This window comes from Streptomyces sp. NBC_00539 (assembly GCF_036346105.1).
Taxonomy (GTDB): Bacteria; Actinomycetota; Actinomycetes; order Streptomycetales; family Streptomycetaceae; genus Streptomyces.
Map to the genome: position 1 here is coordinate 5,059,935 of NZ_CP107811.1, position 21,164 is coordinate 5,081,098.

Here is a 21,164-nt window from a genome sequence, read left to right on the forward strand (position 1 = left end):
CGGTCCAGGAGCGCCCTCAGAACGCCGGGCGTTCCGGGTCGAGGGTGGCGCGGCCCTCCGCCGGGGAGGAGGCTTCCGCGAAGCGGCGTTGGGGGATGCGGCCCGCGCGGTACGCGAGGCGGCCCGCCGAGACCGCGTCCCGCATGGCCGCCGCCATCAGCACCGGCGCCTGCGCACGGGTCACCGCCGAGGCCAGCATCACCCCGGCGCAGCCCAGCTCCATCGCCAGCGCGGCGTCCGAGGCCGTACCGGCTCCCGCGTCCAGGATCACCGGCACGCCCGCCCGCTCCGTGATCAGCTCGAAGTTGTGCGGGTTGCGGATCCCCATCCCCGAGCCGATGGGGGAGCCCAGCGGCATGATCGCCGCGCAGCCCACGTCCTCCAGCTTCCGCGCCAGCACCGGGTCGTCGTTCGTGTACGGCAGCACCGTGAAGCCCTCGTCGACCAGGACCTCGGCGGCGTCCAGCAGCTCGACGCCGTCCGGCAGCAGGGTGCGTTCGTCCGCGACGACCTCCAGCTTGATCCAGTCCGTGCCCAGCGCCTCCCGCGCGAGGCGCGCCGTCAGCACCGCCTCGCCGGCCGTGAAGCAGCCCGCCGTGTTCGGCAGGACCGCGATGCCGAGCCGGTCCAGGACCGACAGGACGGAGCCCTGCACCGTCGGGTCCAGCCGTCGCATGGCGACGGTCGTGAGTTCCGTACCCGAGGCGACCAGGGCGCGCTCCAGCACGTCCAGGCTCGGGGCGCCCCCCGTGCCCATGATCAGGCGGGAGGAGAAGGTCCGGCCGCCGAGGGTGAAAACGTCGTCCGCCATGGCCGTCAGCCTCCCTGTACCGCGGTCAGGACCTCGACCCGGTCGCCGTCGCCGACCACGGTGTGCGGCCACTGCCCGCGCGGTACGACCGTCTCGTTGAGGGCCGCGGCGACGCCCTTGGGGGCCGCGGTCAAAGTGGCGACCACCGCGTCGAGCGTGGTGCCGGCCGCGACCTCGCGCGGCTCGCCGTTGACGGAGATGGTCATGCGTACGACTCCTGACGTGCCCCGGTGAACCGGCGCGGGGTGAAGGGGCGGGCGATCTCCGGCACCGTGCCGGTGGCCAGCAGCTCCGCCATCACGTCGCCGGTGAGCGGGGTCAGCAGCACCCCGTTGCGGTAGTGCCCGGTGGCCAGGTGCAGCCCGGGCAGCGCGGTCGGGCCCAGCAGCGGGGCGTTGTCGGGGGAGCCGGGCCGCAGCCCCGCCCCGGTCTCGGTCAGCGGCAGTTCGGTGATGCCGGGCACCAGCTCGTGGGCGTCGCGCAGCAGCTCGTAGACGCCGCCGGCGGTGACCGTGGTGTCCCAGCCCAGTTCCTCGCTGGTCGCGCCGACGACGAGTTCGCCGTTCTCGCGCGGCACGAGGTAGACGTGGCTGCCGCGCACGACCGCCCGTACGGTCCGGGACAGGAACGGCGCGTAGGGGGCCGGCACCGTCAGCCGCAGCACCTGCCCCTTCACCGGCCGCACCGGAACCTCCACCTCCGGCGGCACCCCGGCCAACTGCCCGGACAGGGAACCCGCCGCCAGGACCGTCTGGCCGGCCCGGAGCTCCGTACCGTCGTCGAGCAGCGCCCCGGCCGCCCGGTCGCCCGTGACGAGCAGCCGGGCCGCGCTCGCCCGGTGGACGGTGACCCCGGCGCGTTCGCAGGCGGCCAGCAGTGCGGCCGTCAGCCGGCGCGGATCCACCTGGTGGTCGCCGTCGACCCGCAGGCCGCCGCGGACGCCGGGCGCCAGCATGGGCTCCAGACGGCGGCACTCGCGGCCGGTCAGCCACTGCGACTCCAGGCCGCAGCGGCGCTGGAGGGCGTGCAGCTCGCGCAGGTGGAGGCGGTCGTCGGAGTCGAGGGCGACGGCGAGGGTGCCGCAGGCGCGGTAGCCGATGTCCATGCCGCCGCTCGCCTCGGTGAGTTCTGCGGCGAACTGCGGGTAGCGGGCGGCGGAGGCGACGTTCAGCCCGAGCAGGGTCTCCTCGCCGTAGTGCAGTTCGGTGACGGCGGCGAGCATGCCGGCCGCGACCTGGGCGGCTCCGCCCCCGGGGGCCGGATCGGCCAGTACGGTGCGCAGCCCGCGCCGGGCCGCCCGCCAGGCGGTGACCAGGCCGATGATGCCGCCCCCGATGACGAGGACGTCGGACCCCTTCGGGGATCCCCTCAGAGATGAGTGCATGGGCGTCCAGCCCCTCCCTTCGCCGGCATGACCCGGATCAGGTTCGTACGGTCGGAGGCCGGCCAGCCTCCCTCTCAGCCCGGTGCGCCCGGACTCCCGCGATAGGTACGGTGGCCAGACTAACCCCGGTGGGCATGCCGGGTAAGGCTGCCTCCCCCGGGCCTGTTCCTGATGAAACGTCAGCTGATTAGGCTGGGCGGCGTGAGCGAGCAGACGGAAAAGACCCAGAGCGGCGTCGTCATCGTGGGTGCCGGAATGGCCGGGGTGCAGACCGCGGTCGCCTTGCGGGAACAGGGCTTCACCGGCCCCGTGACCCTGCTGGGAGCCGAACCCCACCAGCCCTACGACCGGCCCCCGCTGTCCAAGGCGGTGCTGCTCGGCAAGGCCGAGGACTCCGCGTTCGACGTCGACTTCGAGGCCCTCGGCATCGGACTGCGGCTCGGTGTGGAGGTCACCGGGCTCCGGGCCGGCGCCCGCGAAGTGGACACCGAGGCGGGCCCGGTCCCCTACGACGTCCTCGTCCTGGCGACGGGAGCGCGCCCGCTGACCCTGCCGGGCTCCGGCGGCGTCCCGGGCGTGCACCTGCTGCGCACCCTGGACGACGCCGCCCGGCTGCGGCCCGTGCTCGCGGCGGCGCCGCCGGTGGTGGTGGTCGGGGCCGGGTGGATCGGCGCCGAGTTCGCCACGGCGGCCCGGGAGGCGGGCTGCGCGGTGACGGTGGTCGAGGCGGCGGAGCGGGTGCTCGCGGGAGCCGTGCCGGCGGAGGTCGCCGAGCCGATGGGGCGCTGGTACGCCGAGGCGGGCGCGGAGCTGCTGACGGGGGCCCGGGTGGCGTCCGTGGAGGAGGGCCGGGTCCGGCTGGCGGACGGGCGGACGCTCCGGGCGGACGCGGTGGTCGTCGGCATCGGTGCCCGGCCCGCGACGGACTGGCTGGCGGGGTCGGGGGTGGAACTGGGCCCGGACGGGTCGGTCACCGCCGACGCCCACCTGCGGACCTCCCTGCCCGGGGTGTACGCCGTCGGCGACTGCGCGTCCTTCCCCTCGGCGCGCTACGGGGAGCGGCTGCTGGTCCACCACTGGGACAACGCGCTCCAGGGGCCCAGGGTGCTCGCGGCGAACGTGGTGGGCGGCGGGCCGGTGGAGGCCTACGACCCGGTTCCGTACTTCTGGTCGGAGCAGTTCGGGCGGTTCGTGCAGTACGCGGGGCACCACGGCGCGGCGGACCGCATGGTGTGGCGCGGGGACCCGGCGGGGGCGGCCTGGTCGGTGTGCTGGCTGCGGGACGGGGCGCTGGTGGCGGTCCTGGCGGTGGGGCGGCCCCGGGACCTGGCGCAGGGCCGCCGGCTGATCGAGGCGGGCACGGCGCTCACGGTGGCCGGCGTCTCGGACCCCGACACCCCGCTCAAGTCGGCGGTGGCCTGACGGGCCCCGCCCGAGGGGGGCGGGACCCGGACGGGGTGGTCCAGGTACCGGCGGCGAGTCCGAGATGGCAGGCTTGTGCCCGTGACCGAGATTGACGCAAAGATCGATGCCCTTGTCCCCGCCTGGCTCTACCTCCCCGACATCGCCGAGATGCTCGACATCGAAGTGACCCGGGTCCGCCAGCTGGTCAAGGAAGGTCAGCTGCTCGCGGTGCGCCGCGGCGAGAACCGCTCCCTCCAGGTCCCCGCACCCTTCATCGACGGCGACAAGATCGTCAAGGGGCTCACCGGTCTGCTGACCGTCCTGCGCGACGACGGCTTCTCCGACGAGGAGATCCTGGAGTGGATGTTCACCCCCGACCCGACCCTCCCCGGCACCCCCGCCCAGGCGCTGAGCGAGAATCGTGGCACGGAGGTGAAGCGCCGCGCTCAGGCGCTCGCCCTCTGACCGACCCGCGCACGAAGTGACGTACTGATCCACCCGGTGTACGGGCCCGCGCGGCCCGTACACCGCCACGACCACGGGGGTACACCCATGCTGCTGTCCGACGCCCGGCTCTACCTGTGCACGGACGCCCGCAAGCGGCAGGGCGACCTTCCCGAGTTCCTCGACGCCGCCCTGGCCGGCGGGGTGGACATCGTCCAGCTCCGCGACAAGGGCATGGAGGCCGGCGAGGAACTCGAACACCTCCAGGTCTTCGCCGACGCCGCCCGCCGCCACGGCAAGCTGCTCGCCGTCAACGACCGCGCCGACGTCGCGCACGCCATCGGCTCCGACGTGCTCCACCTCGGCCAGGGCGACATACCCGTCCCCGCCGCCCGCGCCATCCTCGGCGGGTCCGTCCTCGTCGGCCGCTCCTGCCACGCCGAATCCGAAGTCGACGCGGCCGCCGCCGAGCCCGGCGTGGACTACTTCTGCACCGGCCCCTGCTGGCCCACCCCCACCAAGCCCGGCCGCCACGCCCCTGGCCTCGGCCTCGTGCGGTACGCGGCCTCCCTGCGCCAGGACCGTCCCTGGTTCGCGATCGGCGGCATCGACGCCACGAACCTGGACGAGGTGCTCGACGCCGGCGCCACCCGGATCGTGGTCGTACGCGCCCTCACCGAGGCCACCGACCCCGGCGCCGCCGCCGCCGAACTGGCCAAGCGGGTCCGCGAGCGCGCGTGACGGGCCCCCGCCGCCTGCACGAGCCGTCCGAAGCGCCGTCCGAAGCGCCGTCCAAAAGGCTGTCCAAAAGGCGGACCGGGCTACGAGACCGGCCACCCCCCGTCTAACCTGCCCGTATGGCCTCTGGTACCGCTTCCACCTGGTCGGATCGTGCACACACGGTCCGCGACCTCCTCGCGTCCGGGAGCTCGTACTCCTTCGAGTTCTGGGCTCCCAAGACCGAGAAGGGCGAGCGCAACCTCTGGAACGCCCTGCGCCGGATCGAAGCGGTGGCCCCCAGCTTCGTCTCCGTCACCTACGGGGCCGGCGGCTCCACCCGCGGCGGCACCGTACGCGCCACCGAGCAGATCGCGGCGAACACCACCCTGACCCCCGTCGCCCACCTCACCGCCGTGGACCACTCCGTCGCGGAGCTGCGCCACGTCATCGGGCAGTTCGCCGACGCCGGGATCCGCAACATGCTCGCGCTGCGCGGTGACCCGCCGGGCGACCCCATGGGTCCCTGGGTCAAGCACCCCGAGGGCGTGGACTACGCGGCGGACCTGGTGCGCCTCCTCAAGGAATCCGGCGACTTCTGCGTGGGCGTCGCGGCCTTCCCCGAGATGCACCCGCGTTCGCAGGACTGGGACTCGGACATCCGGCACTTCGTGGACAAGTGCCGTGCGGGCGCAGACTATGCCATCACGCAGATGTTCTTCGACCCGGAGAATTATCTGAGGCTGCGCGACAGCGTCCAGAAGGCGGGCTGCGAGACCCCGATCATCCCCGAGGTCATGCCTGTTGTGGGGATCAAGCAGCTCGACAGACTGCCCCAACTCAGCAACGCCGTCTTCCCCGAGGCAGTAAAAGACCGCATGCTCGCCGTCAAGGACGACCCGGCCGCTGTACGCTCCATTGGCATCGAGTTCGCCACGGAGTTCTGCGCGCGGCTGCTGTCCGAGGGTGTCCCGGGGCTGCACTTCATCACGCTGAACAATTCCACGGCGACTCTGGAGATCTACGAAAACCTGGGTCTGCACCAGCGGGCCTGATCGGCCGGCCCCCGTTTCCCGCGCGGTGGTCGGCCGTACGAGAGGGGCCATGCATGGGAATGACGGTCCTCTACATCGCGTTCGGCTTCGTCGCGCTGTGGCTGCTTGCCGAGGTCCTGATGCAGTACAAGGCCCGGCTCCGCTGGCGCCTGCTCGCCTTCGCCGGGTTCGTCGGCGTCGTCGCCGGGGTGGTGCTGCCGTCGGTGCCGGTCATCGCCGTCGGCGCGACCGCGTTCGCGGTGGGCCAGACCCTGGTGACGCTCTCCTTCCGCAAGGGCTTCGTGGCCGGCTGGGCGCTGCGCCGTGGCGGGGAACCCGTGCGCAAGGGCGGACGGCGCCGCAGCGGTGGTGCCCCGCGCCCGCCGCGCACGGAACCCGCGCTGGAGGTGACGGCGCTGGAGTACGGGACCGAGGGCGAACTGCCGGACTACGAGGCGTCGTCCGGGCGGGACGCGGCCGGCCGGAACGACCCGGACGCGGGGGACGAGGACGTCTTCACCCCGCAGCCGGTGCCCGAGGAGACGGGCTCCTACGGGATTCAGAGTTTCGCCCCCCAGACGCAGGCGTACTCCGAACACCCCGCGCAGACCGCCGCCTTCGCCTCACCGTTCACCACGGCCGAGCAGGACGCCCACCAGTTCGCGGCGTACTACGACCAGCAGGGCCAGGGCGGCTACGACTACTCCACCGGCTACCCGGGCGCCGAACAGCAGGTCTACGCCGCCTACTCGGACCCGTACATCGGCACCGGCGGCGTCGCCCCGCAGCAGGAGTACGACTACACCGCGTACGGGGACTACGGACGCCAGCAGTACTCCATGGACACCCCGCCCGGCGGGGTCTGGGTCCCGCAGCAGCGCGACGCCGCCCAGCCCTACCCCGCGGAGGACCAGCAGCCGCCCCAGCAGCCGCAGGGCTACCCGTACCAGGGCGACCCCGGCGGCTACGAGCAATACCGCTACTGAGCCGCCCGGGGCCCCTACAGGGCCGTACAGGGCCCTTCAGGGGGCCGTGGCCGTGCGGGGCCGTCAACGCGAGCCGCGGAACCCGGTGCCCTCCACGATCAGCCCGGCCACCAGGGCGCCGGTCATCCCGGCGTGCGGGAGGCCGCCGCCCGGGTGGGCCCAGCCGCCCGCGAGGTACAGCCCGGGCAGGGCGGTGGTGTTCGCGGGGTACAGCAGCCGGCCGCCGGCCCCGGCCAGCGCGGGAGCCGGGACCGCGCCGTCCACCGCGCCCGTGGCTTCCGCGATGTCGGCCGGGGTGCGCAGCTCGTGCCACAGCAGCCGCTCCCGCAGCCCGGGCACGGCGCGGTCGGCCGCCGCCAGCAGCTCCCCGGCCGAGGGCGCCGCACCGGGGGCCGCGACGGCCTGCACGGTGACGGCCTCGTGCTCCGCGTCGGGCACCGCGGCCGGGTCGTCCGGGCGCAGCACGGTGACGCCGCCCCCGGCCAGGGTGCGGTGCACGGCGTCCGCCGGGCGAGCCCCGCGCAGGGCGAGGAACAGGGTGTACCGGGCGCGCGGCCCGGTGCTCCGGGCGGGCGCGGAACCCGGCGCGAGCGGGATGGCCAGCGTCCTCGGGTCCACCCCGCACACCACCGCGTCCGCCTCCACCGCCCCGCCGTCGGCCAGCAGCAGCCCGGCCGCCCGGCCGCCCTCCTCCACGACCTCCCGGACCCCGGCGCCGAAGACGAAGTCGACCTTCCGCTCCCGGCACCGCTCGTGGACGGCGGTGGCCAGCGCCCGCAGCCCACCGCGCACGTACCAGCTCCCGAAGGTCTGCTCCATGTACGGCAGCACCGCCGCGGAGGCGGGCGTCGTCGCCGGGTCCAGCCCGTACGCGAGCACCCGCTCGGCGAGCAACTGCGCCAGCGGGCCGCCCAGCTCGCGCGCGGCGACCTCGGCCAGGGTGGGCGGCCGGCGCCGCAGCAGGCCGCTCCTGCGCAGCGCGGGGTACGGATCCTCGCCCAGCGCCTGCCGGTCGGGGCGCAGCGGCTCCTCCAGCAGGGGGCGCCGGGTCGCGTCCCAGGCGTCCCGGGCGCGGCCGAGCACGTCGCTCCAGCGGGCCCCGGCGCCGGCCCCGAAGGCCTGGTCCAGGGCGGCGGCCGAGCCGCCGCGGGAGGCGTTGGGCAGGGTCACCACCGTGCCGTCGGGCAGCACGTGCCGAACGGCGGGGTCGACCTGCACGAGGTCGACGCACTCCTCCAGGGGCCGTTTGCCGGTCTTGACGAACAGGTCGCGGTAGACGGCGGGCAGGTGCAGCAGTCCGGGGCCGGTGTCGAAGGCGAAGCCGTCGCGTGCGTACCGTCCCACGGCGCCGCCGTAGGTGGAGCCGCGCTCGTACACCGTCACCCGGTGGCCCGCCACGGCCAGCCGGGCCGCCGTCGCCATCGCGCCCATGCCGGCGCCGATCACCGCAATTCGTGCCATGCGGTGGAGCCTACCGAGCGGGCCGGGAACAGGATCGACCGAGGTCAGTAGGGCGGTGTGCCCGTCACCCGGCGGCTTTCGGCGGCCAGCCGCCGCTCCTCGCGGCGCTGGGCCCGGCGGCGCAGGTAGCGGCGGATCCGGGTCCAGAGGTAGACCACCAGGGCCAGGCCCGCGGCGAGCAGCACGGCCGCGATCAACGCCGCCGCCCGGGGGTTGAACATCGCGAAGGTGACGAGGCCGGCCACGCCCAGGTCCTCGGCGGTGCTGAGCACGATGTTGCTGAACGGCTCCGGGGAGGTGTTCACCGCCATGCGGGTGCCCGCCTTGACGAGGTGGCTGGCCAGCGCGGTGGAGCCGCCGATGGCAGCGGCGGCGAGGTCGGAGAGCGAGCCGCTCTGCCCGGCCAGCAGGGCGCCGACCACTGCCCCCGCGACCGGGCGGATCACCGTGTGGACGGAATCCCACACCGAGTCCACGTACGGGATCTTGTCGGCCACCGCCTCGCAGAGGAACAGCACGCCCGCGACGATCAGGACGTCGGGGCGCTGGAGGGCGGCGGGCACGTCGTCGCTCAGCCCCGTCGCGCCGAAGACGCCGAGCAGGAGGACCACCGCGTAGGCGTTGATCCCGCTGGCCCAGCCGCTGGTGAAGACCAGGGGGAGCACTGTCATCGGGCCATCATGCCGCAGCGGAGAGGGACGGCCGCCGTACGGCGGCCGTCCCTCTCGAAGTCACGTCATGTCGGACGGGGAGCAGGAGCCGATCACTGTCCGTGTTCGTCGCGGCGGCGCTGCCACCGTTCCTCGATGCGGGTCATCATGGACCGGCGCTGCCGGTTCTGCCCGCGGGCCGAACCACCTGCACCTCCGGAGACGGGCTGCTCACCGGGCTTGGGTGCCTTGCGCCAACCAGTGACGACGAGAACCGTGCAGGCCAGCATGACGAGGAAGCCCACCACGCTGATCCAGAGCACGCTCTGCCAGATCACACCGGTCATGAGGAGCGCGATACCCACCACAATGCCCGCGACTGCCTGGTAGACCCGTCGCCGGGTGTACGTGCGCAGTCCGCTTCCCTCAAGCGCTGTCGCGAACTTGGGATCTTCGGCGTACAGCGCTCGCTCCATCTGCTCGAGCATTCGCTGCTCGTGCTCCGAGAGCGGCACGGGAGTCCTCCTCATCCGTCGGTCGCGGGGGGAGCGACCAGGGGTCCCTTTCAGGATAGGCGGGGAATCGCCCCCGTGACACCCGCCCTCTGCGCCAGGTTCGAAATTGCACCGCCTGGAAAAACACTGCCGGAAAAACGTCGCCTGGGAGAAGCGCAGCGTCAGACCGCACCGTCGCGGGCATGGTCAGTGAGGCGCTTATTCCCCAATGACCGGTCCGCCATGCCGACCGGTGTGCTCGATCATACGGGGACGGCGGCCCGTTCGGAGGGTGTCCGACGAAGCCCGTGCACGGCAGCTCCGCAGATCAGGCGGGCTTCTCGCCCAGGACGTGCAACTGCGTGGCCACCGCGTGGAACGCGGGCAGCTCTGCGGCGGCCTCCTCCAGGCGCAGCAGCGCCTCCACGGCGCCGGGCTCGGTGTCCACCAGCACCCCGGGGACGAGGTCGGCGAAGATCCGGACGCCGTGCACCGGGCCGACTTCGAGTCCGGCTCCACCGACGACTTCGGCCAGCTGCTCGGCGGTGAAGCGGCGCGGCACGGGGTCGCCCGCGCCCCAGCGGCCGGCCGGGTCGGTCAGGGCGGTGCGGGCCTCGGTGAAGTGCCCGGCCAGCGCGCGGGCCAGCACCGCTCCGCCGAGGCCGGCGGCGAGGAGGCTGAGGACGCCGCCGGGGCGCAGGGCGGCGACGGCGTTGACCACGCCCTCGGCCGGGTCGTCCACGTACTCCAGCACGCCGTGGCACAGCACCACGTCGTAGGCGTCCCGCTCGACCACGTCCAGCAGGCCCTGGGCATCGCCCTGGACCCCGCGCACCAGTTCGGCGACGCCCGCCTCGGCGACCCGGCGCTCCAGCCCGAACAGCGCGTTCGGGCTGGGGTCGACCACCGTGACCCGGTGGCCCAGCCGGGCCACCGGCACGGCGAACTTTCCGGTGCCGCCCCCGGTGTCCAGTACGTCCAGGACGTCCCGGCCGGTCGCCTTCACCCGGCGGTCGAGGACCTCCTTGAGGACCTCCCACACCACGGCGGTGCGGAGCGAGGCGCGGGGGCGGGACGTGTCCGACACGACTGATGACTCCTCGGCGTAGGGGCACCTCCCGGCGGCAGCCGGGGGAGGGCGGGCGGTACAGGGCCCCACCCTATTGCCTCCCGCAGCCGGGCAGGTCATCCCGCCTGCGGACGCTCCGGCCGGGGTCGAGGTACGCCCTGCCGGCCGCCCGGGCCGCCGGGCGCGAGGGCCAGCATCCGTTCGACCAGGCGCAGGAACATCCCGACCTCGCGGACCAGGTCGTCGGCGTCCCGGCCGGTCGCGGCGTCCGGTATGCCCGCCTCGGCCCGGGCCCGGCGTGCGGCGCCCGAGGCGAACAGGGCACTCCACTCCGTCAGCTCCGGCGCTATCTCGGGCAGTACCTCCCACGCGCTGCGGATCCGCGGCCGCCGGCGCGGGTGCACCGGCTCGGGCCGGGCGCGGGCGGCGAGGACGGCCGCGGCCGCGCGCAGGGCCGCGAGGTGTGCGGTTGCGTACCGCTCGTTGGGCCGGGGCAGAAGCGCAGCCTCGGCCAGGCCGTCGTGGGCCTTGGCGAGCAGATCGAGGGCGGCCGGTGGGGCCGCCGACTTCCTCGGGACGGGGTGGACAGGGGACGGGGACGGTGTGGCCATGACGAACCTCCTGTCGATGCGTACTGCTGCGGAGCGACTGGATGGTGCGGGGGTGGTGCCGAGTGGTGCGGGGTGGTGCTTCGACTGACTGTCCCCATCGTGACGGGCCCCACTGACAATCGCGCTGACCTGCGGGTTCGGGCGGTTGGGCCCCCTCGTCGGGCGAAGGACGACTAAGCCTGATAGTTTTTGAACTGACCAGTCAGTTCAAAAGGAGGGGGGCGACGTGGACAGCCCACACGGCGCGGCCGTCAAGACCGAGGGCTTCGGACTCAAGGGCCCGCGGGGCTGGGTGTTCCGGGGAGTGGGGATCGACGTGGAGCCCGGGTCGCTCGTCGCGATCGTCGGTCCCTCGGGCAGTGGCCGCACCTGCCTCCTGCTCGCCCTCACCGGCCGGATGAAGCCCACCGAGGGGCACGCCGAGATCGGCCGCCACCGCCTGCCGAAGAAGATGGCCGCGGTCCGCCGGATCTCCGCCCTCGCCCATGTACCCGGGGTCAACGACCTGGACCCGGCCCTCACTGTCGCCGAACAGCTGCGGGAGGGCGCCCTGCTCCAGCGCCGCTACGAAGGCCCCGTGCGCGCCCTGCTGCGCCCGCGCGGCGAGCGCCGCGTCTCCACCGCGGCCAGGATCGAGGAGGTGCTCGCCGCCGCCGGACTCGACCTGGGCACGCTGCCCAAGGGGCCGCGCACCGCCGTGCGCGACCTCGAACGGCTGGAGGCCCTGCGGCTGTCGGTGGCCATCGCCCTGCTGGCCTCACCCCGGCTGCTCGCGCTCGACGACGTCGACCTCAAACTCCCGGCCGCCGAAAGCGCCGGAGCGTGGGCCCTGCTGCGCTCGCTCGCCGAGCGCGGGACCACCGTCCTCGGGGTGTGCAGCGAGGCCCCCCAGGACGCGACGGTCCTGCGCCTGGGTGCCACCGCCGAAGAGCCGGCGCGGCCCCAGCCGCCCCAGGCGCCGGTCGCCCGCCCCGCCCGGGACCCCAAGATCACCTGGGGCGCCGGTCCCACGGCCGGCACCGACGAGGCGGATGAGGCGGATGAGGTGAACAAGGCGGACGAGGCGGACGAGGCGAACAAGGCGGACCGGGCCGACGCCCCCGCCGACGTGGCTGCCGACCCCAAGCCCGACGCCGAGCCCGCAGACGCCGAGCCCGGCCACGACGACGGCCCCGGCCACGCCGACCACGACGCCGACCACGACGCCGACGACGACACGAAGGGGGCAGACGATGCGCTCACCCAAACTCGCCGCGCTTGAGCTCAAGCGGTTCGGCCGGGGCAAGCTCCCCGCCGCCGCCCTCGTCGCGCTGCTCCTGCTGCCCTTGCTCTACGGCGCGCTGTACCTCTGCTCCTTCTGGGACCCGTACAGCCGCCTCGACAAGATCCCCGTCGCCCTCGTCAACGCCGACCGCGGCGCGACCGTCGAGGGCAAGCGCATCGCCGCGGGCGACGAGATCACGAAGAAGCTGCACACCAGCAAGACCTTCGACTGGCGCGAGGTGGACGCCGACGAGGCGGCCAAGGGGCTGGAGCACGGGAAGTACTACCTCTCCCTCACCATGCCCGCCGACTTCAGCGCCAAGATCGCCTCCAGTTCCGGCGCCGACCCCGCCACCAGCGCCCTCCAGGTCCGCACCAACGACGCGAACAACTACATCGTCGGCTCGATCTCCAAGACCGTCTTCTCCGAGGTCCGTGCGGCCGCGTCCACCAACGCCTCCCGCGGCTTCCTCGACAAGATCTTCGTCAGCTTCTCCGACCTGCACGACAAGACCGCCGAGGCCGCCGACGGCGCCGACAAGCTCAAGGACGGCGCGGGCAAGGCCCAGCAGGGCGCCAAGGAGCTCGCCGACGGCCTCGACACGGCCGAGGAGAAGACCGGCGAACTCACCGGCGGCCTCAAGAAGCTGAACTCCGCCGCCGGTCAGCTGGAGACCGGTGCGTCCGAGGTCGCGGCCGGCACCCAGACGGTCGCCGACAAGGTCAACGGCGCGGCCGCCAAGGCGCGCCCCTTCGTCAAGGACCCCAAGTCCCTCGCCGACACGGCCCGGCTCGTCGCCGACACCGCCAAGGTGGTCAACAACCACCTCGGCAAGTTCGCCGAGAAGGCCCCCGCCGCGGCGGTCGTCACCAAGCGGGTCGCCGCCCGCACCGACAAGTACTACACGGACCACTGCGTCACCCCGGGCGCCGAGCCGCACCTCGCCTCCTGCCCCGACCTCAAGCAGATCAAGGACGACGCGGCCGAGGGCGCCCTGCTGGCCGGAGACGTCAACAGCGTCGTCAAGGACACCAACGGCGACCTGACCACGCTCCGCGGTCAGCTCGGCGACCTGGAGACCAAGGCCAACGCGCTCGCCGCGGCCGCCCCCGGCCTCTCCTCGGACCTCGAAACGGCCGTGGCCAAGGTCAACGCGCTCAACACGGGCGCCCACCAGGTCGCCGCGGGCATGGTCAAGCTGCACGCCGGGCTCGGCACCGCCACCGGCGGCTCCGGCGCCCTGGCGGAGGGAGTCGGCAAGCTCGGCGACGGCGCCCACACCCTCGACGGCGGCATGTACAAGCTGGTGGACGGCACCGGCCAGCTGGCCGGCGGCCTGCACGACGGCGCCGGCAAGATCCCCGACTACGACCAGCAGGCGCGCGACGCCCGTACCCAGGTCATGGCCGACCCGGTCCGGCTCGCCAACCAGTCCCTGCACCGGGCGCCCAACTACGGCACCGGCTTCGCCCCGTACTTCATCCCGCTGTCCCTCTGGGTCGGCGCGATGGTCGCCTACATGCTGATCGCGCCCCTCAACAAGCGGGCGCTGGCCACCGGCGCCTCGCCGTGGCGGATCGCCTTCGCGGGCTGGCTGCCCGTGGCGGGGATCGGCGTCGCGCAGGTCGCGGCACTGATGTCCGTACTGCACTGGGGCCTCGGGCTGGAGATGTCCCGTCCGGCGCTGACCATCGCCTTCCTGGCGCTGGTGACCGCCTGCTTCGCCGCGATCGTCCAGTGGCTCAACGCCAGGTTCGGCGCGGCCGGACGGATCCTGGTCCTCGCGTTCCTGATGCTCCAGCTGACCTCGGCGGGCGGTACGTACCCCGTCCAGACCAGCCCGGGCTTCTTCAACGCGGTCCACCCCTACCTGCCGATGTCGTACGTCGTCGAGGGCCTGCGCCGGCTCATCACCGGCGGCGACCTCACGCCGGTGTGGACGGGCTGCGCCGTACTGTCGGCCTTCACGGTCGGGGCGCTCGCCCTCACCGCGCTCGCCGCACGCGGCAAGCAGGTGTGGACGATGGACCGGCTGCACCCCGAACTGAGCCTGTAGGGAGCCGGTGACCTGTGAGAATCAGCGCCATGGAAAGCAGCAGCACCGGTACGGGTACCGGCAGCGGCCGGCGGCGGGCGACCCGGCAGAAGCTCTACGAAGCGGCTGTCACCCTCATCGCGGAGCAGGGGTTCTCCGCGACGACGGTCGATGAGATCGCCGAGCGGGCGGGCGTCGCCAAGGGCACGGTCTACTACAACTTCGCGAGCAAGACCGATCTCTTCGAGGAGCTGTTGCGCCACGGGGTGGGGCTGCTGACCGCCTCGCTGCGGGAAGCGGCGGAGTCCACCGAGGCGCGGGGCGGTACCCGGGTCGAGGCGCTGGACGAGATGATCCGGGCCGGCCTGGTCTTCATCGACCGCTACCCGGCCTTCACCCAGCTGTACGTCGCCGAGCTGTGGCGGACCAACCGGGCGTGGCAGTCCACGCTGATGGTGGTCCGCCGGGAGGCGGTGGCCGTGGTGGAGACCGTGCTCCGGGAGGGCGTGGAGCGCGGGGAACTCAGCGCGGAGATCGACGTGCCGCTGACGGCCGCGGCGATGGTGGGCATGGTGCTGGTGGCCGCGCTGGACTGGCAGTCCTTCCAGAGCGAACGCTCGCTGGACGACGTGCACTCGGCGCTGTCGCTGCTGCTGCGGGGCCGCGTCAGCGGGAGCCGGTGACACCGACGGGTGACCCCCGGTCGGCGGTGCCGCCGGGCCGCGGTCGCGGCGTAGAACTGAGTATCCGTACCTAGGCGCCCCCGGGCCGCGAAATGAGTACGCGTACGGATGGGCTCCCACCTGCGCGGACAGCAGACTGGGGGCGACGGACGGGGCCGCTCGGCCCGCACCGCGGACACGGGGCCGCGGAGCGGGACCGGGTCCTCGTCCAGCACCGGGAGGGGGAACCCGGTGGGCACGGCCGGTGCGGCGGGGCTCGGGGGGATCGAGCCCCGCCGCACCGGCGTTCCGGCCCCCGAAGCCCCGAAGCCCCGAAGCCCCGAAGCCCCGAAGCCCTGGGCCCGCAGTCCGCCAGCCCTCGATCCCCAGCCCTCAGGCCCCGCAGCCCTCAGGCCCCCAGCTCTCAGGCCCCTCGGCCCCGCCCCCGCAGCGGCAGCCGGACCGCCGCCAGGCGGGCGGACACCGCCGAGGTGAACGCCGACCACCTGGCCGAGACCGCCCAGCCCGTCCGGGCCGCCGACCGCGGCAGCAGCAGTGCCCTCAGGCGGGTGCCCCGGGACACCGCCGCCAGCAGCCCGGCCCGCGCCAGCAGCACGTCGTCCGCCAGCTCCTCGTGCCGGACCCCGGCCCCCGGAGGTGCGTACAGCGCACGCTCCACCGCGTCCGCGACCCGGTGCACCGCCCGGGCCGCCTCGCCTTCCAGCCGGCCCTGTGCCACGGTGCGCCCGGCCGCCCGCCGGGGCGACAGCGCCCCGTCCGGCGGGATGTTCACGTCCCAGGCCGCGTCACCCAGCTCCTGCCAGGCGAGCAGCACGTCCCCCGAGGCCAGCCGCCGCGCCCGCAGCCGCCCGCGCCACAGCAGCGGGAGCAGCGGCAGCGACAGCAGCAACAGCCCTCCCAGCGTCCAGCCCAGCACTCCGAGGGCCGACACACCGCCGGAGCCGGCTCCCGCGTCCTGCCCGGCCGCCGGGGTCCCGCACTCGCCGAGCCTCTTGAGGTCCGGCGGGCAGGCGTCCGACTGCGAAGGCGCCGTCGCCGGCTCCGACGCGTTCTGCGACGGCAGTGAGGCGGGGGCGGACGGCTGGGCCGTCGGGGTGTCGGTGCGGCCGTAGTCCGGCAGCGAGATCCCGGACCGGGGCGTCGGCTCGAACCGGGTCCAGCCCACGCCCTCGAAGTACAGCTCCGGCCAGGCGTGCGCGTCGCGCATCGTCACGTTCACGCTGCCGTCCGACTGCTTGGTGCCCGGCGTGAAACCCACCGCGACCCGCGCCGGGATGCCGAGCGAGCGCGCCATCGCCGCCATCGAGAACGAGAAGTGGATGCAGAACCCCTCCTTGTCCTGCAGGAACCGGGCGATGGCCTGCGAACCCGTCCCCGAGGACACCCTCGTGTCGTAGCGGAACCCACCGCTCACCGCGAAGAAGTCCTGGAGCATCACGGCCCGCGTGTAGCCGTCCTTCGCGCCCTGGGTGACCCGCCGGGCCGTGTCGCCGACGACCGCCGGCAGGTTGTCCGGCAGCCTCGTGTACTCGTTCATGACCAGGGGGTCCGTCGGCGGCGCGTGCTGGAGCTGCTCCGCCGTGGGCTGGAGCAGCAGGCTGCGGACCGTGTACTGGGCGCCCTGCACGTTCTGGAAGCCGTCCTTGCCGAGCTGGTCGCCGACCAGGGTCCGGCCGACCGGTTCGAAGCGCCACTTCCCGCCGATGTCCACCTGCGTGGCCGGGTAGGGCATCGGCAGGTAGCGCTGGGCGTACGTCTCGGCGGCCGAGACGGTGGTGCGCACCTCGGCGGCGCTGCGCCGCACCTCCAGGTTGCTCAGCCCCTGCGGGTTCGGCAGCCGCGGCGGGACGTCCGTCAGGGGCCGCCCGGAAGCCTCCCACTTGACGCCGTCGAACTCGTCGAGCGCCAGGATGCGCAGGTACTGCTCGGAGAGCTGCGGGCTGTCCGTGCGGTAGCGCAGCACCACCCGGTTGTCCTGCGCGTTCAGGCTGCTCTGGAGGGAGACCAGCGGGTTCACCGCCGAGATCGTCCCGCCGCCGGGGCCGCTGCCTGCGCCGTCGCCGCCGGTCCCCAGCATCCCGCCGCCCATGGCCGGCAGTGCCACCGGCGCAACCAGCGCCAGGCCCAGCGCGACCGCGCCGATCCGCCGTCCGGTGCGTACGGGAGCCACGGCCTGGGCGCCGCCCCCGCCGCCGACGTGCCCCGGGGCCGCCCCGCCGAACACCCGGCCCCACTGCGCGAGCCGGTCCCGGCTCTCCGACAGCAGCAGCATCAGGTAGCCGCAGCCGGCCAGCAGGAAGGAGAGCCAGGCGCCGCCGCGGCCCGCCGACAGCCCGGCGGCCACCGAGTACAGCGCCAGCAGCGGCAGCCCGGCCGCGGCCGCGGACCGCATCGTGACGGCCAGCAGGTCCACCATCAGCCCGATCAGCAGCACCCCGGCCAGCAGGAGCAGCCGGATGCCGTCGGTCGTCGGGGCCGGTATCGCGAACTCGCCGACGTCCCGCACGCCCTGCCCGAACAGCGACCCGAAGTCGGTGAGCAGGTAGCCCAGCACCCCGCCCGAGGGGTTCTCCGCCTTCCCCGCGAACAGCAGCGCGAGGAGCAGCAGGGACACCAGGAACTGCGCGGCGACCGTCAGGGGCCGGGCCAGCGGCACCCTGCGGGCGCCGGCGCCGACCAGACTCTGCACGCCCAGCAGCAGCGCGGCCTGCACCAGCCAGCCGGGCGACTCCACCAGCGGCGTCAGCGACCACGCGGTGAGCAGCGTCGCCAGCAGTGCGAAGAGCGTCAGCCGTGCTTGCCCGCTCATCGGCGGCCTCCGGAGGCAGTCGTGCCGAGCGCGGTGGCACCGGCCCGGCGCCACAGGTCGGCGAAGGCGGCGCCGGGCGGGGCGGCCAGCGCCGTCCAGCCCGCGTCGCGCAGCCGGCGCAGGGTTTCCTCCACCCGGGAGGGCAGGCCGGTCCAGGCCGCGGAGTCCAGGACGAACGCCACCGCGCCCCCGCTGCGCTGGCGCATCCGGGCCGCCAGTTCCGTTTGTACGTCGTCCAGGTCCCCGAAGAAGGCGATGAGGAGCCCGTCGGAGCCGGCTCCGGCGAAGCCGCCCCCGTCCCCCGCGCCGCGCAGCGCCTCGTAGGCGCCGACGAGGTCCGGGCCGTCGGAGTGGCCGACCACCGCGAGGGTGTCCATCATCAGCCCGGCCGCCTCGGCGGACTCCTGGGGCCCGGAGGAGAACCCGCCGCCCGCCCCGCCGGGGACCGAGTCGCCCGTGTCGGTCAGCAGCCGTACCGAGAAGCCGTGCTCCAGCAGGTGCAACAGGGTCGAGGCGGCGCCCGACACGGCCCACTCGAAGGCGGAGCCGGGTCCGGCGCCCTCGTACGCGTCGTGCCGGGTGTCCAGCAGGACGGTGGCCTTGCTGCGCCGGGGCTGTTCCTCGCGGCGCACCATCAGCTCGCCGTAGCGGGCGGTGGAGCGCCAGTGCACCCGGCGCAGGTCGTCGCCGCGCCGGTAGGTGCGCGGGATCACGTCGTCGTCCCCGGCCAGGGCCAGCGAGCGGCGGCTGCCGTCGCCGTAGCCGGAGGACTCGCCGCCCAGCCGTACGGGGGGCAGGGCCTCGGTGCGCGGGACGACGGTCAGGGTGTCGTAGGTGCTGAACGAACGGGTCAGCTCGACCATCCCGAACGGGTCGGTCAGGCGCAGCTGGAGCGGGCCCAGCGGGTAGCGGCCGCGCAGGTCGGAGCGGACCCGGTAGGACACCTCGCGACGGCCGCCCGGCTCGACCCGGTCCAGCACGAAACGGGGCCGCGGCCCCAGCACGTAGGGCACCCGGTCCTGGAGCATCAGCAGTCCGGTGGGCAGGCGGGACACGTTCTCCATGCGCAGCTGCACCCGGGCCTCGCCCCCGGCGGGCACGCGGGCCGGGGTCAGCAGCCGGCTGCCGCGGACCCGGGAGCGGTTGCGGTGCAGGGCGACGACGCAGACCAGCGGCAGCAGGGCGAGCAGCAGCCCGACCCGGAGCAGTTCGCTCTGGCCCAGTACGTAGGCGCAGACGGCGGCGGCGGCCCCGGCGGCCAGGAAGGACCGGCCGCGGGTGGTCAGCCCCGACAGGGAGGCCCGCAGCCCGTCGGCGCCCTCGGCCGTCGCACCGGCGCCGTGCGGGGCACCGGCGCTCATCAGAAGCCCCGCAGGCCCGCGCCGGGCGGCATCTCGCCGCGGGCGTGCGCGGCGGGGACGGGGGTGCGCTGGAGGATGTCGGCGACCACGTGCTCGGCGGTGCGCCGGTTCAGCTGGGCCTGCGCCGTGGGCAGCAGCCGGTGCGCGAGGACGTGCCCGGCGAGCTGCTGGACGTCGTCGGGAAGTACGTACTCGCGCCCCGACAGCGCCGCGGACGCCTTGACCGCGCGCAGCAGGTGCAAGGTGGCGCGGGGCGAGGCGCCCAGGCGCAGGTCCGGGTGGCTGCGGGTGGCGGAGACCAGGTCGACCACGTAGCGGCGGACCGGCTCGGCCACGTACACCTCGCGGACGGCCTCGATCAGCTTGGTGATGTCGTGGGCGTGGGCGACGGCCCGGAAGTCGTCGAGCGGGGAGACGCCGCCGTGCACGTCGAGCATCTGGAGCTCGGCCTCACGGCTGGGGTAGCCGACGGAGACGCGCGCCATGAAGCGGTCGCGCTGCGCCTCGGGCAGCGGGTAGGTGCCCTCCATCTCCACCGGGTTCTGGGTGGCGACGACCATGAACGGGCTGGGCAGCGCGTAGGTGGTGCCGTCGATGGTGACCTGCCGCTCCTCCATCGACTCCAGCAGCGCCGACTGCGTCTTCGGCGAGGCGCGGTTGATCTCGTCGCCGATGACGATCTGCGCGAAGATCGCGCCGGGCTTGAACTCGAACTCGCGGCGCTGCTGGTCGTAGATGCTGACGCCGGTGATGTCGGAGGGCAACAGGTCCGGGGTGAACTGGATGCGCTGCACCGAGCAGTCGATGGACTTGGCGAGCGCCTTGGCGAGCATGGTCTTGCCGACGCCCGGCACGTCCTCGATCAGCAGGTGCCCTTCGGCGAGCAGCACGGTCAGCGCGAGGCGGACGACCTCGGGCTTGCCCTCGATGACGCTCTCGACCGAGTCGCGCACCCGCTCCGCCGTGCTGGTCAGATCCGCGAGGCTCGCTCGGTCGTCGTACGTGGTCACCTGGTTCTCCTCGGCCCTTTTCCAGGGCCGACGCCCCTTGGCGCATGAACCGGCCCACCCCGAAACCCCCGGACGCGCCGGGGGTGACGCCGGGCCCGACGGCTCCCGGGTGGCGTCACCCCGCATTGTTGACGGCGTTGCGGCGCTGTGTCACTCAGGAGACGGGATCGATCTCCCGCAGGAGCCCGGTGTGTACGTCGAAGACGAAGCCTCGCACATCGTCCTTGAAGGGCAGGAAGGGGTTCGTCCGTACCCGCTGCATGGACTGGCGGACGTCCTGGTCCACGTCCCGGAAGGCCTCCACGGCCCAGGCGGGGCGCTGGCCCACCTCGTCCTCCAGCTCGTGGCGGAAGTCCTCGGTCAGGCTTTCGAGGCCGCAGCCGGTGTGGTGGATCAGTATCACCGTGCGGGTGCCGAGCGCTCGCTGGCTGATGGTGAGCGAGCGGATGGTGTCGTCGGTGACGACACCGCCGGCGTTGCGGATGGTGTGACAGTCGCCGAGTTCCAGACCGAGGGCCTTGTGCAGGTCGAGGCGGGCGTCCATACAAGCCACGACGGCCACGTGGAGCACCGGACGTGCGTCCATACCGGGGTCCGTGAACTGGGCGGCGTACCTCCGGTTCGCCTCCACCAGCCGGTCGGTGACCGAACGGCCGCCGGATGCCTTGGCTGCGGAGTCTGCGGGCAGGGATGCGGAAGTCGTCATGGATACGACGTTAGTGGTCACGGCCCCTCGCGGCACTGAGCGAGGGTGGACAAAGAAGGTCAACGGGACTTGGTGTGAGCTAACCCACAGGGGTGGGGCGGGGTCGGCCGTCCGGGTGATTGGCGGCTTTTGCGGGTTCCGTTCGAGCGGGGCGCACCGCGCGCGGGGCGGTTCGTTGACCGCGGCGACCGTTGCACTAAAGTGACGCGAACCGGCCGGAGCCCGGCCCCC

At 73.9% G+C, this 21,164-nt stretch carries 20 protein-coding genes and 1 riboswitch; of the genes, 8 read left to right on the forward strand and 12 right to left on the reverse strand.

What is annotated here, in order from left to right:
• Nucleotides 1-16 precede the first annotated feature (16 nt).
• The 3 genes from OG861_RS22685 to thiO all read right to left on the reverse strand — a co-directional run bounded on the left by OG861_RS22685 (nucleotide 17) and on the right by thiO (nucleotide 2,195).
• A complete protein-coding gene (locus OG861_RS22685; RefSeq protein ID WP_329194592.1) occupies nucleotides 17-811 on the reverse strand; it encodes a thiazole synthase in 795 nt (264 codons plus the stop codon).
• 5 nt (nucleotides 812-816) lie between these two features.
• Nucleotides 817-1,017, reverse strand: coding sequence for a sulfur carrier protein ThiS (gene thiS, locus OG861_RS22690; protein ID WP_329194590.1), 201 nt, complete (start codon nucleotides 1,015-1,017; stop codon nucleotides 817-819).
• Complete coding sequence (thiO, locus tag OG861_RS22695) at nucleotides 1,014-2,195, reverse strand: glycine oxidase ThiO (protein ID WP_329194588.1); 1,182 nt, start codon at nucleotides 2,193-2,195, stop codon at nucleotides 1,014-1,016. The genes thiS and thiO overlap by 4 nt, the downstream gene beginning before the upstream one ends.
• A riboswitch (TPP riboswitch) is annotated at nucleotides 2,193-2,305 on the reverse strand. (Overlaps the previous gene by 3 nt.)
• A 91-nt stretch (nucleotides 2,306-2,396) precedes the next feature.
• Between thiO and OG861_RS22700 the strand changes: the two genes are divergently transcribed.
• From OG861_RS22700 to OG861_RS22720, 5 genes are all read left to right on the forward strand, one after another.
• Nucleotides 2,397-3,617, forward strand: coding sequence for an NAD(P)/FAD-dependent oxidoreductase (locus OG861_RS22700; protein WP_329194586.1), 1,221 nt, complete (start codon nucleotides 2,397-2,399; stop codon nucleotides 3,615-3,617).
• Between the two features lie 81 nt (nucleotides 3,618-3,698).
• Complete coding sequence (locus OG861_RS22705; RefSeq protein ID WP_136215209.1) at nucleotides 3,699-4,064, forward strand: Rv2175c family DNA-binding protein; 366 nt, start codon at nucleotides 3,699-3,701, stop codon at nucleotides 4,062-4,064.
• A gap of 87 nt (nucleotides 4,065-4,151) precedes the next feature.
• Complete coding sequence (gene thiE, locus OG861_RS22710; RefSeq protein WP_329194583.1) at nucleotides 4,152-4,784, forward strand: thiamine phosphate synthase; 633 nt, start codon at nucleotides 4,152-4,154, stop codon at nucleotides 4,782-4,784.
• Nucleotides 4,785-4,900: 116 nt separating this feature from the next.
• A complete protein-coding gene (gene metF / locus OG861_RS22715) occupies nucleotides 4,901-5,815 on the forward strand; it encodes a methylenetetrahydrofolate reductase [NAD(P)H] (RefSeq protein ID WP_329194581.1) in 915 nt (304 codons plus the stop codon).
• 53 nt (nucleotides 5,816-5,868) lie between these two features.
• The gene (locus tag OG861_RS22720; RefSeq protein WP_329194579.1) at nucleotides 5,869-6,780 is read left to right on the forward strand and encodes a hypothetical protein; all 912 of its coding nucleotides are present in this window, start codon (nucleotides 5,869-5,871) and stop codon (nucleotides 6,778-6,780) included.
• A 63-nt stretch (nucleotides 6,781-6,843) separates the two neighbouring features.
• On the opposite strand, the gene OG861_RS22725 is transcribed toward OG861_RS22720, so the two are convergent.
• The 5 genes from OG861_RS22725 to OG861_RS22745 all read right to left on the reverse strand — a co-directional run bounded on the left by OG861_RS22725 (nucleotide 6,844) and on the right by OG861_RS22745 (nucleotide 11,065).
• Nucleotides 6,844-8,241 (reverse strand): phytoene desaturase family protein, encoded by a 1,398-nt coding sequence (locus tag OG861_RS22725; protein ID WP_329194577.1) that lies wholly within the window; start codon nucleotides 8,239-8,241, stop codon nucleotides 6,844-6,846.
• 44 nt (nucleotides 8,242-8,285) lie between these two features.
• Entirely contained in the window at nucleotides 8,286-8,912 is a 627-nt protein-coding gene (locus OG861_RS22730; protein WP_329194575.1) for a DUF4126 domain-containing protein, read from the reverse strand.
• A 92-nt stretch (nucleotides 8,913-9,004) separates the two neighbouring features.
• Entirely contained in the window at nucleotides 9,005-9,406 is a 402-nt protein-coding gene (locus OG861_RS22735) for a DUF3040 domain-containing protein (RefSeq protein WP_329194574.1), read from the reverse strand.
• Nucleotides 9,407-9,713: 307 nt separating this feature from the next.
• Nucleotides 9,714-10,472: a methyltransferase gene (locus OG861_RS22740; protein ID WP_329194572.1), complete on the reverse strand. Its 759-nt coding sequence runs from the start codon at nucleotides 10,470-10,472 to the stop codon at nucleotides 9,714-9,716.
• Between the two features lie 98 nt (nucleotides 10,473-10,570).
• Nucleotides 10,571-11,065, reverse strand: coding sequence for an SAV_6107 family HEPN domain-containing protein (locus OG861_RS22745; protein WP_329194570.1), 495 nt, complete (start codon nucleotides 11,063-11,065; stop codon nucleotides 10,571-10,573).
• A 226-nt stretch (nucleotides 11,066-11,291) separates the two neighbouring features.
• Between OG861_RS22745 and OG861_RS22750 the strand changes: the two genes are divergently transcribed.
• Genes OG861_RS22750 through OG861_RS22760 form a run of 3 tightly spaced genes read left to right on the forward strand, consistent with a single transcriptional unit; the run spans nucleotide 11,292 to nucleotide 15,047 of the window.
• On the forward strand, nucleotides 11,292-12,326 hold the full coding sequence (locus tag OG861_RS22750; RefSeq protein WP_329194569.1) for an ATP-binding cassette domain-containing protein: 1,035 nt from the start codon (nucleotides 11,292-11,294) through the stop codon (nucleotides 12,324-12,326).
• The gene (locus OG861_RS22755; protein ID WP_329194566.1) at nucleotides 12,298-14,385 is read left to right on the forward strand and encodes a YhgE/Pip domain-containing protein; all 2,088 of its coding nucleotides are present in this window, start codon (nucleotides 12,298-12,300) and stop codon (nucleotides 14,383-14,385) included. Before OG861_RS22750 ends, OG861_RS22755 begins: the two co-directional genes overlap by 29 nt.
• Before the next feature lie 29 nt (nucleotides 14,386-14,414).
• Complete coding sequence (locus OG861_RS22760; RefSeq protein ID WP_190182138.1) at nucleotides 14,415-15,047, forward strand: TetR/AcrR family transcriptional regulator; 633 nt, start codon at nucleotides 14,415-14,417, stop codon at nucleotides 15,045-15,047.
• 403 nt (nucleotides 15,048-15,450) lie between these two features.
• Here OG861_RS22760 and OG861_RS22765 read toward each other — a convergent pair whose 3' ends face one another.
• The 4 genes from OG861_RS22765 to OG861_RS22780 all read right to left on the reverse strand — a co-directional run bounded on the left by OG861_RS22765 (nucleotide 15,451) and on the right by OG861_RS22780 (nucleotide 20,933).
• Complete coding sequence (locus tag OG861_RS22765; protein WP_329194564.1) at nucleotides 15,451-17,856, reverse strand: transglutaminase family protein; 2,406 nt, start codon at nucleotides 17,854-17,856, stop codon at nucleotides 15,451-15,453.
• The gene (locus OG861_RS22770) at nucleotides 17,853-19,217 is read right to left on the reverse strand and encodes a DUF58 domain-containing protein (RefSeq protein ID WP_329375173.1); all 1,365 of its coding nucleotides are present in this window, start codon (nucleotides 19,215-19,217) and stop codon (nucleotides 17,853-17,855) included. The genes OG861_RS22765 and OG861_RS22770 overlap by 4 nt, the downstream gene beginning before the upstream one ends.
• Complete coding sequence (locus OG861_RS22775; RefSeq protein ID WP_329194561.1) at nucleotides 19,217-20,227, reverse strand: AAA family ATPase; 1,011 nt, start codon at nucleotides 20,225-20,227, stop codon at nucleotides 19,217-19,219. The genes OG861_RS22770 and OG861_RS22775 overlap by 1 nt, the downstream gene beginning before the upstream one ends.
• 154 nt (nucleotides 20,228-20,381) lie before the next feature.
• Nucleotides 20,382-20,933 (reverse strand): beta-class carbonic anhydrase, encoded by a 552-nt coding sequence (locus OG861_RS22780; protein ID WP_329194559.1) that lies wholly within the window; start codon nucleotides 20,931-20,933, stop codon nucleotides 20,382-20,384.
• Nucleotides 20,934-21,164: the final 231 nt, after the last annotated feature.

Excerpts from the sequence above, each read along its gene's own strand:
- OG861_RS22685 (WP_329194592.1), bottom strand. The coding sequence starts at position 811 with ATGGCGGACGACGTTTTCACCCTCGGCGGCCGGACCTTCTCCTCCCGC.
- thiS (WP_329194590.1), bottom strand. The coding sequence starts at position 1,017 with ATGACCATCTCCGTCAACGGCGAGCCGCGCGAGGTCGCGGCCGGCACC.
- thiO (WP_329194588.1), bottom strand. The coding sequence starts at position 2,195 with ATGCACTCATCTCTGAGGGGATCCCCGAAGGGGTCCGACGTCCTCGTC.
- thiE (WP_329194583.1), top strand. The coding sequence starts at position 4,152 with ATGCTGCTGTCCGACGCCCGGCTCTACCTGTGCACGGACGCCCGCAAG.
- metF (WP_329194581.1), top strand. The coding sequence starts at position 4,901 with ATGGCCTCTGGTACCGCTTCCACCTGGTCGGATCGTGCACACACGGTC.
- OG861_RS22720 (WP_329194579.1), top strand. The coding sequence starts at position 5,869 with ATGGGAATGACGGTCCTCTACATCGCGTTCGGCTTCGTCGCGCTGTGG.
- OG861_RS22725 (WP_329194577.1), bottom strand. The coding sequence starts at position 8,241 with ATGGCACGAATTGCGGTGATCGGCGCCGGCATGGGCGCGATGGCGACG.
- OG861_RS22730 (WP_329194575.1), bottom strand. The coding sequence starts at position 8,912 with ATGACAGTGCTCCCCCTGGTCTTCACCAGCGGCTGGGCCAGCGGGATC.
- OG861_RS22745 (WP_329194570.1), bottom strand. The coding sequence starts at position 11,065 with ATGGCCACACCGTCCCCGTCCCCTGTCCACCCCGTCCCGAGGAAGTCG.
- OG861_RS22755 (WP_329194566.1), top strand. The coding sequence starts at position 12,298 with ATGCGCTCACCCAAACTCGCCGCGCTTGAGCTCAAGCGGTTCGGCCGG.
- OG861_RS22760 (WP_190182138.1), top strand. The coding sequence starts at position 14,415 with ATGGAAAGCAGCAGCACCGGTACGGGTACCGGCAGCGGCCGGCGGCGG.
- OG861_RS22765 (WP_329194564.1), bottom strand. The coding sequence starts at position 17,856 with ATGAGCGGGCAAGCACGGCTGACGCTCTTCGCACTGCTGGCGACGCTG.
- OG861_RS22770 (WP_329375173.1), bottom strand. The coding sequence starts at position 19,217 with ATGAGCGCCGGTGCCCCGCACGGCGCCGGTGCGACGGCCGAGGGCGCC.
- OG861_RS22780 (WP_329194559.1), bottom strand. The coding sequence starts at position 20,933 with ATGACGACTTCCGCATCCCTGCCCGCAGACTCCGCAGCCAAGGCATCC.